General features: G+C 46.0%; 13 protein-coding genes and 1 pseudogene. 7 read left to right on the forward strand and 7 right to left on the reverse strand.

Going from position 1 to position 15,440, the window contains the following annotated elements; genetic code table 11:
- Window positions 1–62: 62 nt before the first annotated feature.
- The 4 genes from mepS to F0Q32_RS04015 form a co-directional block, all read right to left on the reverse strand.
- Window positions 63–635 carry a bifunctional murein DD-endopeptidase/murein LD-carboxypeptidase gene (mepS, locus tag F0Q32_RS04000; protein WP_108473642.1) on the reverse strand — a complete coding sequence of 191 codons (573 nt, stop codon included), beginning with the start codon at window positions 633–635 and terminating at the stop codon, window positions 63–65.
- 413 nt (window positions 636–1,048) lie between these two features.
- Window positions 1,049–1,765 (reverse strand): phosphatase PAP2 family protein, encoded by a 717-nt coding sequence (locus F0Q32_RS04005; protein WP_149462062.1) that lies wholly within the window; start codon window positions 1,763–1,765, stop codon window positions 1,049–1,051.
- 43 nt (window positions 1,766–1,808) lie between these two features.
- On the reverse strand, window positions 1,809–2,786 hold the full coding sequence (locus tag F0Q32_RS04010; RefSeq protein ID WP_149462063.1) for a GTP-binding protein: 978 nt from the start codon (window positions 2,784–2,786) through the stop codon (window positions 1,809–1,811).
- A 123-nt stretch (window positions 2,787–2,909) separates the two neighbouring features.
- Window positions 2,910–4,379, reverse strand: a complete 1,470-nt coding sequence (locus F0Q32_RS04015; RefSeq protein ID WP_149462064.1) for a mannitol dehydrogenase family protein — start codon at window positions 4,377–4,379, stop codon at window positions 2,910–2,912.
- 205 nt (window positions 4,380–4,584) lie between these two features.
- Here F0Q32_RS04015 and uxuA point away from each other — a divergent pair, with 205 nt between their 5' ends.
- Window positions 4,585–5,775, forward strand: a complete 1,191-nt coding sequence (gene uxuA / locus F0Q32_RS04020) for a mannonate dehydratase (protein ID WP_149462065.1) — start codon at window positions 4,585–4,587, stop codon at window positions 5,773–5,775.
- A 284-nt stretch (window positions 5,776–6,059) separates the two neighbouring features.
- Here the strand turns inward: uxuA and yeiP are convergent, their stop codons facing one another.
- Complete coding sequence (gene yeiP / locus F0Q32_RS04025) at window positions 6,060–6,632, reverse strand: elongation factor P-like protein YeiP (RefSeq protein ID WP_149462066.1); 573 nt, start codon at window positions 6,630–6,632, stop codon at window positions 6,060–6,062.
- A gap of 150 nt (window positions 6,633–6,782) precedes the next feature.
- On the opposite strand from yeiP, the pseudogene F0Q32_RS04030 reads away from it, so the two are divergent.
- Window positions 6,783–6,866 (forward strand): annotated as a pseudogene (locus tag F0Q32_RS04030) (YkgJ family cysteine cluster protein); the annotation flags it as partial.
- Between the two features lie 35 nt (window positions 6,867–6,901).
- On the opposite strand, the gene F0Q32_RS04035 reads toward F0Q32_RS04030, so the two are convergent.
- Complete coding sequence (locus F0Q32_RS04035) at window positions 6,902–7,627, reverse strand: hypothetical protein (RefSeq protein ID WP_255475134.1); 726 nt, start codon at window positions 7,625–7,627, stop codon at window positions 6,902–6,904.
- A 190-nt stretch (window positions 7,628–7,817) separates the two neighbouring features.
- Here F0Q32_RS04035 and F0Q32_RS04045 point away from each other — a divergent pair.
- A protein-coding gene (locus F0Q32_RS04045; protein ID WP_149462067.1) for an IS3 family transposase occupies window positions 7,818–8,938 on the forward strand; the annotation gives its coding sequence in 2 pieces (ribosomal slippage) (window positions 7,818–8,076 and window positions 8,076–8,938; 1,122 coding nt in all).
- Here F0Q32_RS04045 and F0Q32_RS04050 read toward each other — a convergent pair.
- Window positions 8,931–9,218 (reverse strand): DUF4236 domain-containing protein, encoded by a 288-nt coding sequence (locus F0Q32_RS04050; protein WP_255475135.1) that lies wholly within the window; start codon window positions 9,216–9,218, stop codon window positions 8,931–8,933. The two genes, F0Q32_RS04045 and F0Q32_RS04050, sit on opposite strands and share 8 nt — an antisense overlap.
- 393 nt (window positions 9,219–9,611) lie before the next feature.
- Between F0Q32_RS04050 and F0Q32_RS04060 the strand changes: the two genes are divergently transcribed.
- From F0Q32_RS04060 to F0Q32_RS04075, 4 genes are all read left to right on the forward strand, one after another.
- A complete protein-coding gene (locus F0Q32_RS04060) occupies window positions 9,612–9,872 on the forward strand; it encodes a YkgJ family cysteine cluster protein (protein ID WP_149462068.1) in 261 nt (86 codons plus the stop codon).
- A gap of 870 nt (window positions 9,873–10,742) precedes the next feature.
- Window positions 10,743–11,450, forward strand: a complete 708-nt coding sequence (locus tag F0Q32_RS04065; RefSeq protein WP_149462069.1) for an inovirus-type Gp2 protein — start codon at window positions 10,743–10,745, stop codon at window positions 11,448–11,450.
- A gap of 667 nt (window positions 11,451–12,117) precedes the next feature.
- Window positions 12,118–13,365 carry an SIR2 family protein gene (locus F0Q32_RS04070; RefSeq protein ID WP_149462070.1) on the forward strand — a complete coding sequence of 416 codons (1,248 nt, stop codon included), beginning with the start codon at window positions 12,118–12,120 and terminating at the stop codon, window positions 13,363–13,365.
- A complete protein-coding gene (locus F0Q32_RS04075; RefSeq protein ID WP_149462071.1) occupies window positions 13,352–15,163 on the forward strand; it encodes an ATP-binding protein in 1,812 nt (603 codons plus the stop codon). Before F0Q32_RS04070 ends, F0Q32_RS04075 begins: the two co-directional genes overlap by 14 nt.
- The last annotated feature ends 277 nt before the right edge of the window (window positions 15,164–15,440 follow it).

A 15,440-nucleotide genomic window follows, 5' to 3' on the forward strand; every position in this document is an offset into this window, starting at 1 on the left:
ACTGCCAGAGCAGTGCTTTCTTATGCTTGCGGTCAATCAAGGGATACTGACAGCAAGTGATATTAAGAGCGGCTTAAAACTCGGCGCGCTTCATTATAGCGCTTCTTCCAGTATGGCTCATTCATGCTGGAGATCGTTACACCGCTGCTGGTAGACGCGTGAACGAACTGATTGTTGCCGATGTAGATGCCGACATGGCGACCGGTGGACCCTGCACGGAACAGGACTAAATCGCCGGTGCGAAGCTGGCTACGAGAAACGGATTTACCGGTTTCCTGCTGTTCCCACGTTGAACGCGGCAGCTCTAAACCAAATTGTTCGCGGAAGGTGCGCTGTACAAAGCTGGAGCAATCAACGCCGCGTTTGGTGTCACCGCCTAAACGATAACGAACGCCTTTCCAGCCTGCGTATTGATCCATCAAACGTGATTTCACGTCGAGGTTACGGACCATTGATTCAAATTCATCCTGAGAGGCTTGCAGTGACGAGGCATCATTGGTGCCCACAGCATGCGTCTCAGAATGCATATTCCTGGCGGTGTCTTTTGTTGTGCTACAGGCAGAAAGCAGAACCGCAACTGCTACTGCTGGAATCGCTCGCAAGATATATCTCAAGATTGGTTGAGATTTGACCATTTTATGTGTTTTCCCTTGAAGTCCTTAACGACAATGTCGTTATAAAAAATGCCAAACGCGTCTGAGACTAAATACACGCTAACAATGAGACAATTCTTTAAAGTCAGATCTGTGGACTAGCGCACAAAATTATTCACTATGAAAATAATTGCTCATTATTGGCAAACGCGATTGAGATTACCCGATTGACAAGGGCATTGCGAGTGGTTTTACAGGATTTCTTATAAGAAATTGTGATACAGAAAGTTAAAATTTGTGAATGCGTAAAATAGTGTCAATTTAGTCTGAAAAATAGGCAACCCACTCATTCATAAGGCGAATATTCGTGAGGTGAAATGTCATTCGGAATGATTCATCGGCAGAAATAAATCAGGGATCTAAAACGATCCCTGATGACAATTTTATAACGTCCGTTATTTATTTTCGGAGCGCGCCATATTGAAACGCGGAAGATAGCGCTCAAACAGCGATATTGCTTTGTCACTGAGCGGCGTCATCAATACCCACGGAATGCCAATCAACACCGCAGTCAGAGAACCGACGGCAATATCGGTAAACCAGTGTGCGCCAATCATTACGCGCGGGAAGGCGAAAATCACGAAAATAGTCAGCGCAATAGCGAACGCTTTTTTGCCGAAATAACGCCACATAAATGTTGAAAAAATGAGCAGCATCATGCCATGGTCGCCCGGGAAACTATCCCGCGAGGCATCCTTGGTTGAAATGTGCAAATAATCGCTCACCCGATGCGTATCCGGGAAAAATAGCGTGGGGCTGGCGCGCTTAACCGGCATCAAATTCTGCGCCAGCTGGTTAATAATCACCGCGGTAAGCAGCATGACCAGGCCAATGATAATAATCCGGCGGCGGCCAGCGGCATCCTCTTTCAGCCAGAAGCTAAGCATCAGGCAGCCCATCGCCAGCAGCGAGCAGCCATCGAAGGCGCGATTGTTGATAATCGCGAGGAACCACTGATAAGCCCGGCTCTCATCGAGACCGTGATTAAAGAAGTGGAAAATCGCGGAATCAACATTAAACCAGACGCCATGGTTGGGCGGCAGGAACCAGCATAAAAAGAGCGCTATGCCCGCAGCGTTCAGCAGCAGGATTAACGGATATCGCGTTTTCATTTTTTATCACCTTAATTCAACAACGACCGCAACCTTAGCCCTTTCACGCTAAACGGAGCTTCAACAGAGTCGTTTGCAGCGCATTCCAGTCGGCGTCCGCATCATTAATCAGTTCGATGCGGCTGTCCGGCGGCGCGACGCTCTGCGTTTCGATGTGCAGATCTGCGCCCTGGCGGTTGATTCGCACCAGCCCCTCAGGAATACGCATGACCGCTTTGACGCGTTGCACGGGAGCCAGGCGCGCCCATTCGAGAATGCCTACCGTGTCGAAGAGGGTGTCGGCGTCAAAAATCCAGCCGCAGGATTGATAGCCCTGACCGCTGTTCAGGCTGCGACGCCAGCGTTGATGTTCCGGCAGGCTGAGCGCTGCAAGCCCTTTTTTCTCCGGGTGCGCGTGTGAGTGCGCGTCGCTGGTGGGAAGTTCCGTGAGGTTGCTGCGCGGCTGGTCGAGCAGGGCAATATCAATATTACCCTGTGTGGCTTTCACACGCTGGCGCGCGCCACCGTACTGTAGCCACCAGCTTTCCATCGCCCGCTCGCTTTCCTCTGTCGCGCGATCGCCTTTATTGGCAATGATAATATCGGCGGCGGCGAGCTGGTCGCGGAAGTTCTCGTTCAGCACCACTTTTTCATCCAGCAACTGACGCGGGTCAAGCACACAAAGCGTCGCCCGTAGGTCAATCCATGGCTCATAGACGGCGGCGGTGAGAATATCGAGGATCTGTTTGGGGTGACCCAGCCCGGTGGGCTCAATGAGCAGGCGGTCAGGCTTTCCCTGACGTAGCAGTGTATTCAGGCCTACCTGCATCGGCAAACCATTCACACAACACATGCAACCGCCGGGGATCTCTTTGAGCAGCGCACCGCTATCGGCCAGCAGTGCGCCATCAATGCCTACTTCACCGAACTCATTTACCAGCACCGCCCACTTCTCATCGGCGGGCTTATTGGCCAGCAGATGAAGGATGGAGGTGGTTTTGCCACTACCGAGAAAGCCGGTTATCAGGTTGGTCTTTGTCACGAAAACTCCAGAATCAAAATCTGCAACGTTGCTACGGGTTGCGTTAATCCTGGCGAAAAGGCGATGAAAAGAGAAGTGATTCGCGAAGAGAAATGATTTCTCTTCGCATAAAAGCAGAAATTGTTAACTATTCAGGGTGGTGATGAGCGCCTGACGCGCACCGGTTTGCACCAGGCGCTGCCATGCCTGCTGGACGTTTTCGACAAATGTCGCGTTGCCCGGCAGGTCAGTGCCAAAGATTTCACTGAGCGTGAGCAGAGCGACAACGCGCTCTTCATCACGACTGTTGGTAACGATCCGGGCGATTTTCTCCGATAACGGGTCGCGAATATCAATTTTTTCACCTGCATCATCAATGCCGCTGACGTAGCGCATCCAGCCCGCGACGCCTAATGCCAGCAGCGGCCACGCGGTGCCCTGCGCCAGATGTACGCGAATGCCATCCAGCAGGCGCTGCGGCAGCTTCTGGCTACCGTCCATTGCGATTTGCCAGGTGCGATGCTTCAGTGCGGGATTGCTAAATCGGGTCATCAGGCTGTCGGCATAAGCGCCTAAGTCCACATCGGTTATCTTCAGCGTGGGGGCTTGCTCCGTCATCATTAAACGATGCGCCGCGAGGCGGAAATCGGCGTCCTGCATGCAGTCGCTGATATGCTGATAGCCCGCCAGATACCCCAGATACGCCAGGAACGAGTGGCTGCCGTTGAGCATGCGCAGCTTCATCTCTTCCCATGGCAATACATCATCGACCAGTTGCGCTCCGGCGATTTCCCACGCCGGGCGGCCCGCCACAAAGTTATCTTCAATAACCCACTGAATAAATGGCTCGCAGCTGATCGCACAGGGATCGTTCACGCCGCCCAGCTCATCGGTGATTTCCGCAAGCGACGCATCGGTGGCCGCCGGAACGATGCGATCAACCATGGTGCCGGGGAAGGTGACATACGTAGCTATCCATGCTGCCAATGCCGGATCGCGCTGTTGTGCCATGCCCAGTACGGCGTTTTTCACCACGTGACCGTTGTCCGGAATATTGTCGCAGGAGAGCACCGTAAAAACGGAAAGCCCGCGTTCGCGGCGGCGATGCAGGGCTTCGACCAGAATGCCCGGCGCAGAGTGGGGCTCCTGCGGATGGACGAGATCGTGTGCGATGCGGGGCTGATTCACATCCAGTTGCCCGGTCGCCGGATCAATGCAGTAGCCTTTTTCTGTGATCGTCAGCGAAACAATCGCCACCTGCGGCTCGCAGAATTTCTCAATAATCGCCGCCAGCGAATCCAGTTTGGCGTTCAGACATTCATTCACTGCGCCAATCACGATCGGTTGATTACCGTCACCGCTTTTTTCCAGCACTGTGAACAGATGATCCTGCGCGCGAAGCTGGCTCATTAACTGGTCGCCGCTAAACAGGCTGATCTCGCAGATCCCCCAATCGCCGCCTTCGGCATTAAGCACCCGGTCAGTCAGCAGCGCCTGATGCGCGCGATGGAAGGCTCCAAAACCAAAATGCACGATCCGCGAGCGCAAAGCTTTTCTATCATAATGAGGCAGTTGCACATTCTCAGGGAGCGTACTGTTGGCGATTGTTTTCATTGTTCACACGTCCGATTAACCAGAAATTAACAATGTCAGTGTAAAGTTGTATGACAGCAAATTAAACTGGTGTGCCGAATTTATCCGGGGAATGTGAGCCAGATCAATCATTGCGGGGGAGATGTTTGACCAGTACGAATAAACATGTATGGTAGTCGTCATTAACGAACATTTTATTGGTATAACAAGTTGAGAGGTTGAGGCGATGGAACAAACATGGCGTTGGTATGGCCCAAATGATCCGGTTTCCCTTGATGATGTGCGTCAGGCTGGCGCAACGGGTGTTGTGACGGCACTGCACCACATCCCGAATGGTTTGGTTTGGCCGGTCGAAGAAATTCAAAAACGTCAGGCGATGCTGGCGGAAAAAGGGCTGACCTGGTCTGTTGTTGAAAGTATTCCGGTTCACGAAGATATCAAAACACAATCCGGCGAGTACAAAACCTGGATTGCTAATTACCAGCAGAGTATTCGCAACCTGGCGACCTGCGGCATTGATACCGTGTGCTACAACTTTATGCCGATCCTTGACTGGACGCGTACGGACCTCGAATACACGCTGGAAGATGGTTCCAAAGCGCTGCGTTTCGATCAAATCGCGTTTGCTGCTTTTGAACTGCACATTCTGAAGCGTGAAGGCGCGCAAGCCGACTACACTGCCGAAGAACAGCAGCAGGCGAAAGCCTATTTTGACGCGATGACCGACGCGGACATTGAAAAACTCACCCGCAACATCATTGCTGGCCTGCCGGGTGCGGAAGAGGGATATACCCTTGATCAGTTCCGTGCGCGTCTGGCTGAGTACGATCACATCAGCAAAGATCAGCTACGTGAAAACATGGCTGTCTTCCTGCGTGCGATTGTGCCGGTTGCGGAAGAAGTCGGCGTGCGCCTTGCGGTTCACCCGGACGATCCGCCGCGTCCGATCCTTGGCCTGCCGCGTATCGTTTCGACCATCGAAGATATGCAGTGGCTGAAAGAGACCGTCGACAGTATCAATAACGGTTTCACCATGTGTACCGGTTCTTATGGCGTGCGCGCCGATAACGACCTGGTGAAAATGATTGAAACCTTTGGCGATCGTATTCACTTTACGCACCTGCGCTCTACCTGCCGTGAAGACAACCCGAAAACCTTCCACGAAGCAGCGCATTTGCAGGGCGATGTGAACATGGTTGCGGTGGTTGATGCGATTCTGACTGAAGAGCAGCGTCGTAAGAAAGCTGGCGATCTGCGCCCAATTCCGATGCGTCCGGACCACGGTCATCAGATGCTTGACGATCTGAAAAAGAAAACCAACCCAGGTTATTCCGCGATTGGTCGCCTGAAAGGGCTGGCGGAAGTGCGCGGCGTTGAGATGGCGCTGAAAGCGACTAAATTCCGCGATCTACTGTAATCCGGTTTCAGAATATGAAAAGCCAGCTCATTGAGCTGGCTTTTTTACGTTAATGCGGGTGCCTGCATAATTGCCGGGGGCGCTGCGCTTGCCCGGCCTACAAGTGAAGACAATTTGATAAATTGCGCCGACCTTGTAGGCCTGATAAGCGAAGCGCATCAGGCATTTTCGCCGTGCTCGCCGGGGGCGCTGCGCTTGCCCGGCCTACACGTGAAAACAATTTGATGAATTGCACCGACCTTGTAGGCCTGATAAGCGAAGCGCATCAGGCGTAGGCATCGCGATTAGTCCGCGCGACCCATATAACGTTTTTCTTCAATATGAATACGGATTTTTTCGCCCGCGCTCAGGTATTCAGGAACCTGAATAACGAGGCCGGTGGTCAGCGTAGCCGGTTTGTTTCGTGCACTCGCAGACGCACCTTTAATGCCCGGTGCCGTTTCGACGATTTCCAGATCAACGGTCTGCGGCAGTTCCAGCGCCAGCAGCTGGCCGTCCCACAGCAGAACCTGCATATCCGGCATGCCGCCTTCAGGAATGAACAGCAGCTCTTCTTCAATCTGATCTTTAGTGAAGGTGTACGGGGTATAGTCTTCTTTATCCATAAAGACGTATTCGTTACCGTCAACATAAGAGAAGTCAACAAAGCGGCGGTTCAGCGTAACGGTATCGAGTATATCGTCGCCTTTAAAACGCTCTTCAACTTTCAGGCCGGTGCGCACATCGGAGAAACGCATTTTATACAGCGTTGCAGCGCCACGGGCGCTCGGTGACTGAATATCAATATCTTTTACAATCAGCAGTTTGCCGTTGTAATTCAGCACCATACCTTTCTTAATTTCATTCGCTCTTGGCATTGCATTTATCCTGTGTACAAGGGTGTCAAAAATATCGCGTAAAAGTACTCGCGACGGGCCTTTCAGGCAAGAGGAATTGAAGGGTTTTGCTATCTTCCGCTAAAAGGTGATACTGTGCGCGCCATTGCGCCCCTGATAAGAGTCTACATTATGGAATGTCGCCCGGATTGTGGGGCCTGCTGCATCGCGCCATCTATCTCCAGCCCGATCCCTGGCATGCCAAATGGCAAGCCTAATAGTCAATTGTTCGCAGTTTAAAAATGACATAGCTAAGCAGAAATGACTTTTTTGCTAAGTGTTTCAATTGAGCGTGAAAAGCTTTCACCATAGCCAGTTTTAGACAGTTGTAACAACTCATTTAGTCCAGAATGACTTGTAAACGAAAGGTTTTCATACAGACATATAGGAAGTTCTGAATTGTCTTTAAATCTTCTGTCAGGGCCTCCAGACTTGTTCACATACTTCCATGTTCTGCCAACGACTATGGCATCTACAGGTACACCTTCGCTTTCAATGAATCGACTATCACCAACATTAACGAATAGCTGGTTATAACCAACAGCGCCTACACCTTCACGGTCATAAACGAGTACTCTATCTGGAAAAAAATGTAATGTTTGGCGACCGACATTGATAGCAATCGTCTCAATATTTGTTTTCACATAGGGAGGCTTTGATTTGCTGATAGAGGTTACTTTTCTGCGTAGTAAGTTACCAGCCCCGGCATGATACTTGGGGTCATAAACGGCACCAGAAGCTTCTATATGCCATATTTTTGAGCAGCTTGCGAGCTTGGCTCCACTATCATGAAGTTGCTGGTAACATGCCATCATTTGATCATCAAAGTCATAAAAAAGAACAGTAGTCTTTCTTAGCTGATCGTACATGTAAGCAAAAACAGAGATTGCTATCCCTGCGATAAATCCTATAGCAAGGCACCACTCAGGCAATGCCTGTGAAAAACCGTAAAGTAACAGCGCAATTGAAAGGCACATGACCAAGGGCCATATTCGTGACTTCTTGCGTTTGTTGTTCAACTCGTCAAGCAGTTCTCGGGAACTTGAATCAACGATTTCCGAGATATGAGATGACTCGATTTCCTCAAGAGGTGCATTGACCTGCTCCCCGTTGATTAACACACCGCGATGTTAGTAATGTCTTCATAAGCCACATGAGGACATCCCCATGAAGAAGCGTTTTTCCGACGAACAGATCATCTGTATTCTCCGCGAGGCCGAAGCCGGCGTTTCTGCCCGTGAGCTCTGCCGTAAGCACGCCATTTCAGATGCCACGTTTTACACCTGGCGTAAGAAGTATGGCGGTATGGAGGTGCCTGAAGTTAAGCGCCTGAAGTCGCTTGAGGAAGAGAACGCCAGACTCAAGAAGCTGCTTGCCGAAGCCATGCTGGATAAAGAGGCGCTTCAGGTGGCTCTTGGGCGAAAGTACTGACGACAGACCAGAAGCGGGAAGCCGTGATGCTGATGTGTGATGCGACCGGTCTGTCGCAACGTCGTGCCTGCAGGCTTACAGGTTTATCCCTGTCGACCTGCCGCTATGAGACTCACCGTCCGGCTGCTGATGCGCATTTATCAGGGCGCATCACTGAGCTGGCACTGGAGCGCAGGCGTTTTGGCTACCGTCGTATTTGGCAGTTGCTGCGCCGTGAAGGGCTTCATGTTAATCATAAGCGCGTGTACCGGCTTTATCACCTCAGTGGCCTGGGCGTAAAACGCAGAAGACGTCGTAAAGGGCTGGCAACAGAACGTCTGCCGCTGCTCCGTCCGGCGGCGCCCAATCTGACCTGGTCGATGGATTTCGTCATGGACGCACTTTCCACCGGTCGCAGGATCAAGTGTCTTACCTGCGTCGATGATTTCACAAAGGAATGCCTGACGGTCACTGTTGCCTTTGGGATTTCAGGCGTTCAGGTCTCGCGTATTCTGGACAGCATTGCACTGTTTCGAGGCTATCCGGCGACGATAAGAACTGACCAGGGGCCGGAGTTCACTTGCCGTGCACTGGATCAATGGGCCTTTGAGCATGGTGTTGAGTTGCGCTTAATCCAGCCGGGCAAGCCAACGCAGAACGGATTTATTGAGAGCTTTAACGGACGATTTCGCGATGAATGCCTGAATGAGCACTGGTTCAGCGATATCGTTCACGCAAGGAAAATCATTAATGACTGGCGGCAGGATTATAACGAGTGTCGTCCACATTCAGCACTGAATTATCAGACGCCATCAGAGTTTGCAGCACGGTGGCGAAATGAAAAATGTGAAGGTAAACAAACCGACCTTACTAACTGACGGTTGTATCTAATCCTGGGGGCAGGTCAGCATGTGTAGTGTCATGTTCTATTGGGGATTCGTCGGGTATATGGTGAACCTTCTTTCTGTTCTGTGGAACCATGCTTGGTGAAAGCGAAGCACGATAATAGACTCCGCCAGCACCAATGTGGATGTAATTTCCTCGAGGACCAGTACCAAACCTCAGTCCTTTTATACCAATAGATGCACCGACTCCTGATTTGGATAGGTTAAATCTCATCGGTCCAACGCGAATGCTTTTCTTTATGTAGAAGCTCATAGTAACTCCTTGTAAATCGAGGGGCTTAATTCATCCTAAATTAGGGTGGTGTAACTCATGGATTTTACTGCAATTTTAAAGGAACATTAACCCATATAAGAAGGCAGATGATTATTTTATAGAGGAATAGGTGCTGGTTGCATGCTATCGACCCGATTGTGGCAGTGTGTTAATGTTATATTCAAATACAGATAAATTGTGAGGTCCTCATGGAATGCCGAATAGAGTGTGGGGCCAGCTGCACTGCGCCTTCGATTTCCAGCCCTATCCCTGATATGCCGTAAGGCTAGCCTAATTGTCAATTGTTTAATTTTTTAAGATAAAAGTCAGGCTATCGTCATGTTTGGTATCCTGTTTATGTCATAAGCAAACCGAAGGTTATAGGAGAGGTAGATGCAATGTCGTATTGATTGTGGTGCATGTTGCATTGCGCCTTCGATATCGAGTCCAATTCCTGGTATGCCTCATGGAAAACCTGCGAATGTAAGATGCGTCCAACTATCAGAAGATAACTTATGTAATATTTTTGGATCTGATATGCGTCCTCAAGTTTGCGGTAGTTTGCGACCTTCACTTGATATGTGTTTTACAAGCCGTGAAGAAGCTATGATCTATCTCTTACAGTTGGAAGAGGGAACTGCTCCTACTGATTAGAGTAGACGTTGATTTTTATGAGTCACTTTGGAACTGCTGCTGAATAGCATTTTTGATTTTTTATGCAACCAGGATCAGCTGGTGGATGAGGCGTTTTACGGAACAGTACAGAACGATTAAGTAAATCGATATATTATTTGAACTCTATCGAGTTTGATTTGGAGGGCGAAGCCCGACAAACATCGGAGCGAAGCGAAGATGTTAATGTCACTAATCATTAAAAGGTATACACATGATTAAAAATCATACCAAAATGTCCACTTTTCCCTATATATAAAATACTATAATGGATTATGGACATTTCACTTCACTTCGTTCGTGAAAACTCGCTTCGCTCGTATCTCATTATATTGTTCGATATTGTAATTAATTAATAAAATCAACTGATTACATATTTTTATGCGGGTTGATTCCTTTTGCTTAACAGCCATTAACTCTGGTTTCCTCATGTTCTGAATCTACAAAATATTCACAATGCTCTCATATCGCCTCAGATGCTCTATGTGGCATTTTTGTTCTCTTATGTACCCTATCTACTTTTTATCAAGAAATCACGCCACAATGCTTTACATTGCGTTTATGAGGGATGTGTAAGTGTCATAGTAGCATGTTGATGAATATGGAGCGGATCGAGCCTTGGAAAATGCCTTACATGAAATTTAGATTGCTATTGTCGACCCGTGCTTAGAATCCCTGGCAATGTCAGTAAACTTTGATCGAAAAAATATGATGTGGTACGTGTCATGAGAGCGCCCGAATTCACTGGGCTTTAGTGTTCTTAGGGAGGGGCGTTCTGGAGTGGTAATAGGTAGTAACTAAATACAAGTGTCAGCCCATTGGGGGCTTTAAAGCAGACTTTGGAGGTCGCTGATGACACTTAGTACTTTAGAAAGACCTACTCTTTACCGTTATGTTTATCATGATTTTGGTCGATACCCTGTTTTAGAAGGTAATTGCTTGTATCACAAGGGATATGTATACAAGGTTAACGCGACAACAAATTCTGGTGTAAGACTGGATATCCTTAAACCAATCCTTGAAGAACTCGATGCTATGACTCACCACTACAGCCGTGTGTTTCTTTCTCGTTTTGATCTACGAGTCCCGGCAGGAACACCAGTAAGTGTTAGTAATGAATGGGTGCGTCTGTTAGGTAAATCCTTACGAGAACGGCTGGGTTCCAAATTACGACGTCCCAAAAGTATATCCGAACCGATCAAAAAATTTGCCTTTGGCTGGGTTCGGGAAAGAGAAAAGGCGATACATGAGCATTACCATTTTTGGATAGCCCTTCCGCATAGGCTGGTGAAGAGTCTGGGAAATGTGGAATCCGGTGTGGGTGGGTTGATTGCTGAGATCTGGATGAAACTCACAGGTGGGAATGCATCATTGGTTGAGTATGCAAAATCATCAAGTAAATATTCAGGCCATTATGTTATCCGTAGAAATGAACCGGAGACACTCGAAGGTCCAGTTTATTGGCTATCCTACTTGGCAAAAGAACGTGGAAAAACCCAGACGGGCAAGGGAGACCGTGTTCACTCAACATCAAGAATTAGCAGTGTGACTACCAAATAGCGATGTTAAGATATTGTTTGCAAAAAGGATATTTGTTGTATTAATTCTGTTTATAACTGGTAAAGGGTTTCAGTAGGATGCTGATAGCTGATCTGTTATAGGTTGTTGATTGCCAATTTGACCGATTTGACTGATAAACTCGATAGTTCGAACCGAGCTTGACAAAACATTAGTCTACATATATGAGTGAAGAAACTTGCTGATTATCAATGGGGCCGCTTCTGGCAACAAGGGAAACGATCAGCTTACCCCTGCCTTGTTTTATGTTTATAAGATTCGAAAGAATTCCATCACCAGTTACCGCACTAATTTCAGTTACGGCATTTTTTGCACATCACGATGAGGCGAGGCTCACAAATTCTATTGCCTCGTGCTATCAGACCTACTTGGGCAGCAATTGATGACCTGCTTCCCGTTGATTAGTTCATCCCGATGTTAGTCATGGTTTCATAAGCCACATGAAGTCCTTAGAATTTTCAACAGGATGTCGAAGCGGTTCATTAAAAGATAAATAATACGGAAATTGTTAATTGATGGATATGCCAACCTAAGATGTTGGTCATAACTCATTGAATCAATTGAAACTAAATTTCAAAATGAGTATGATGTGACTGATACTATAGATATACGTTCTATCCATTTCTGAAGTCAGATTAAAAGGATATTTATGATTATTTATCAAGGCGGTAAAATTATTAGTGAGGATGATTTTCGCTCTCACATTTATTCTTTGTGTCAACTTGATAATGTAGGTGTACTTCTCGGAGCGGGGGCATCAGTAGGTTGTGGTGGAAACACTATGAAGCAAGTGTGGCAATCATTCAAAGCTGATTATCCAGAGTTAGTAGAGCTGCTTTTACAAAAATATTTACTTGTTAATAAAAATGATTCTGACAATGATATTGTAAATGTTGAGCTATTAATTGATGAAGTGACTAAGTTTTTATCAGTGGCTAAAACCAGGCATAATGAACAAGAATATGAAGAAGTTGGGTTGATATTAAATTCTTTATATAAGGAGGTGACTAAAGCAGCATTATTAACAGGGGAGGATTTTAGAAATAAAAATCAAGGTAAAAGTGAAAAATTTAAATTCCATAAGGAATTGATCTCAAAATTAATATCTAACAGGCAACCAGGTCAGTCTGCACCATCACTTTTTACAACAAATTATGATTTGGCTTTAGAGTGGGCTGCTGAAGATCTAGGAATACAGTTGTTTAATGGATTTTCAGGTTTGCATACGAGGCAGTTTTATCCTCAAAATTTTGATTTGGCCTTCAGAAACGTTAACGCAAAGGGCGAGGCACGATTCGGTCATTATCATGCATATCTTTATAAACTCCATGGTTCGCTCACTTGGTATCAAGATGATTATCTTACAGTCAATGAGATTAGCTCATGCCAAGCATATGATAACTATATAGATAGTATAATAAATGGTAGAGGGTTCTCATATGGGCAGCATCTAATCTATCCGGGCGCAAATAAATATAGCCATACCATTGGTTTCGTATATGGAGAAATGTTTAGACGGTTTGGTGAATTTCTTTCGAAACCGCAGACTGCTTTATTTATTAATGGTTTTGGCTTTGGTGATTATCATATTAATAGAATAGTGTTAGGAGCCCTTCTAAACCCATCATTCCACGTTGTTATATATTATCCAGAATTAGTTTCGGCTATCAATGCGGTTGCTGATGGTAATGCTTCTGAAAGTGAAAAAGCGGTTGTAAATTTAAAAAACATGACTTTTAATCAGGTTACTATTATTGGTGGGGCTCCAGAAGCTTACTTTGATAGTTTTGTTAAACATCTTCCTTATCCTGTTCTTTTCCCTAGGGAAAATACTGTAGAGGATCTCGTCGAAGCAATTGCAAAATTATCAAAAGGAGAGGGGAATGTCCCATTTTAAAATTTCAGAGCTTTCAGCAATTGGTTATGTTGTTGGGTTAGAAGGTGAGAAAATAAGAGTTAACCTTCACGAGGGTTTGCAAGGGAGGTTGGCTTCGCATAGGGAGGGGATTAGTTCAGTTACACAACCAGGTGATTTAATCGGATTTGATGCAGGCAACATTTTGGTTGTTGCAAGGGTAACTGATATGGCATTTGTTGAGGCGGATAAGGCTCATAAAGCAAATGTAGGAACGTCAGACTTATCAGATATCCCGTTAAGGCAAATAATAGCCTATGCTATAGGATTTGTTAAGCGCGATGATGAAGGCTATGTTTTTATATCTGAAGATTGGAGATTGCCAGCGTTAGGTTCCTCAGCAGTTCCTCTAACATCCGATTTCTTAAATATAATATATAGTATTGATAAAGATGATATTGATAAGGCGATCGAGCTCGGTTTAGATTCAAGAACGAAATCTGTAAAGATTTTAGCGAGTGTTGATAAATTATTGACTCGCCATTTAGCTGTCTTAGGCAGTACAGGTTATGGTAAGTCAAATTTCAATGCATTACTGACACGAAAAGTTGTTGAGAAATACCCAAATTCAAGAATTGTTATTTTTGATATCAATGGTGAGTATTCTCAGGCATTTGTAGGTGTTCCTAATGTTAAACATACAATATTAGGGGAGAATAAAGGTGAGGAAATATTACCACAGCCTCAAAACGAAGGTGATTTATTTTCTGAGGAATTTTATACTTACAGGAAAATCCCTTACCAAGCTCTAGGGTTTTCTGGTTTAATTAAACTCTTGAGACCGAGTGATAAAACTCAGTTACCTGCATTGCGGAATGCTCTTAGTGCCATTAACAGAACTCATTTTGCCCGCAGGAAAATATATCTCAAAAATAGGAATAATGAAACTTATCAATTATATGATGATTGTAGAGATACAGAACAAAACAAGCTTTCAGAGTGGTTGGATTTATTGAGAAAACGGCATCTTGAAAGAACCGATGTCTGGCCGCCATTTCGGGGGTTAGCGAATCTTGTCGCTGAGTTTGGTTGTGTGGCAGCAGAGCGAAATGGTGGAAGTAAACGGGATGCTTTTGGATATAGCAATGTATTACCTTTAGTTAAAATCATACAGCAGCTTTCCGAAGATATACGGTTTAGATCCGTGGTAGATCTTGAGGGAGGCGCTGATTTAGCAGATGGAGGGTTGCATTGGGAGAAGGCAATGAAGGATGAAGTTGACTATTTTTTTGGAAAGGAAAAGGGAGAAAATAATGGTTGGCGTGTACATATTGTTAATATGAAAAACCTTGCCCAAGATCATGCTCCAATGTTGCTTAGTGCATTACTTGAAATGTTCGCTGAAGTGTTATTTCATAGAGGGCAAAAAAAATCTTATCCAACAGCACTGCTTCTAGAAGAAGCTCACCATTACCTAAGAGATCCTTATGCTGAAGTTGATTCACAGATAAAAGCTTATGAAAGACTAGCTAAAGAGGGGCGAAAATTTAAATGTTCGCTCATTGTTAGTACTCAACGTCCATCAGAGTTGTCACCAACAGTCTTGGCAATGTGCTCAAATTGGTTTTCATTACGTCTAACAAATGAACGAGATTTACAGGCCTTGCGATATGCGATGGAAAGTGAAAATGAGCAAATACTAAGGCAGATTTCAGGCTTGCCAAGAGGTGATGCTGTGGCGTTTGGTTCAGCCTTTAATCTCCCTGTAAGGATTTCAATATCTCAGGCTATACCTGGGCCGAGATCATCTGATGCTGTTTATTCTGAGGAATGGAAGTAACTCATACTCTCAAGATCTGGATAATATACTTTTTGATATTATCCTGAAAATATAAAATATATGCGCACTTTTATATTATCAACTACCGGCCTTCGGGTCGGTAATTACGGACATGTCTAATTGATAAAATCAATCAAAGTCTTATTTTTTAATTGGTATCTATTGGGTAAATGCTCGGAGCTTTATTTCTCAATACAGAACAGACAGTTAGAGAAATTCCACCTCTAATATAGTATTTTTGGCAGTTCAAATATGAACTGTATTAGCTCAGACCTGA

Origin of the sequence: Pseudocitrobacter sp. 73 (assembly GCF_008369545.1) — a bacterium.
GTDB lineage: Bacteria > Pseudomonadota > Gammaproteobacteria > Enterobacterales > Enterobacteriaceae > Pseudocitrobacter > Pseudocitrobacter vendiensis.

What these genes read in the sequence shown, in the direction of transcription:
- F0Q32_RS04015 (WP_149462064.1), bottom strand. Translation starts at nt 4,379, where the DNA reads ATGAAAACAATCGCCAACAGTACGCTCCCTGAGAATGTGCAACTGCCT.
- F0Q32_RS04065 (WP_149462069.1), top strand. Translation starts at nt 10,743, where the DNA reads ATGACACTTAGTACTTTAGAAAGACCTACTCTTTACCGTTATGTTTAT.
- mepS (WP_108473642.1), bottom strand. Translation starts at nt 635, where the DNA reads ATGGTCAAATCTCAACCAATCTTGAGATATATCTTGCGAGCGATTCCA.
- F0Q32_RS04070 (WP_149462070.1), top strand. Translation starts at nt 12,118, where the DNA reads ATGATTATTTATCAAGGCGGTAAAATTATTAGTGAGGATGATTTTCGC.
- yeiP (WP_149462066.1), bottom strand. Translation starts at nt 6,632, where the DNA reads ATGCCAAGAGCGAATGAAATTAAGAAAGGTATGGTGCTGAATTACAAC.
- uxuA (WP_149462065.1), top strand. Translation starts at nt 4,585, where the DNA reads ATGGAACAAACATGGCGTTGGTATGGCCCAAATGATCCGGTTTCCCTT.
- F0Q32_RS04050 (WP_255475135.1), bottom strand. Translation starts at nt 9,218, where the DNA reads ATGAGCTTCTACATAAAGAAAAGCATTCGCGTTGGACCGATGAGATTT.
- F0Q32_RS04075 (WP_149462071.1), top strand. Translation starts at nt 13,352, where the DNA reads ATGTCCCATTTTAAAATTTCAGAGCTTTCAGCAATTGGTTATGTTGTT.
- F0Q32_RS04005 (WP_149462062.1), bottom strand. Translation starts at nt 1,765, where the DNA reads ATGAAAACGCGATATCCGTTAATCCTGCTGCTGAACGCTGCGGGCATA.
- F0Q32_RS04060 (WP_149462068.1), top strand. Translation starts at nt 9,612, where the DNA reads ATGCAATGTCGTATTGATTGTGGTGCATGTTGCATTGCGCCTTCGATA.
- F0Q32_RS04035 (WP_255475134.1), bottom strand. Translation starts at nt 7,627, where the DNA reads ATGTGCCTTTCAATTGCGCTGTTACTTTACGGTTTTTCACAGGCATTG.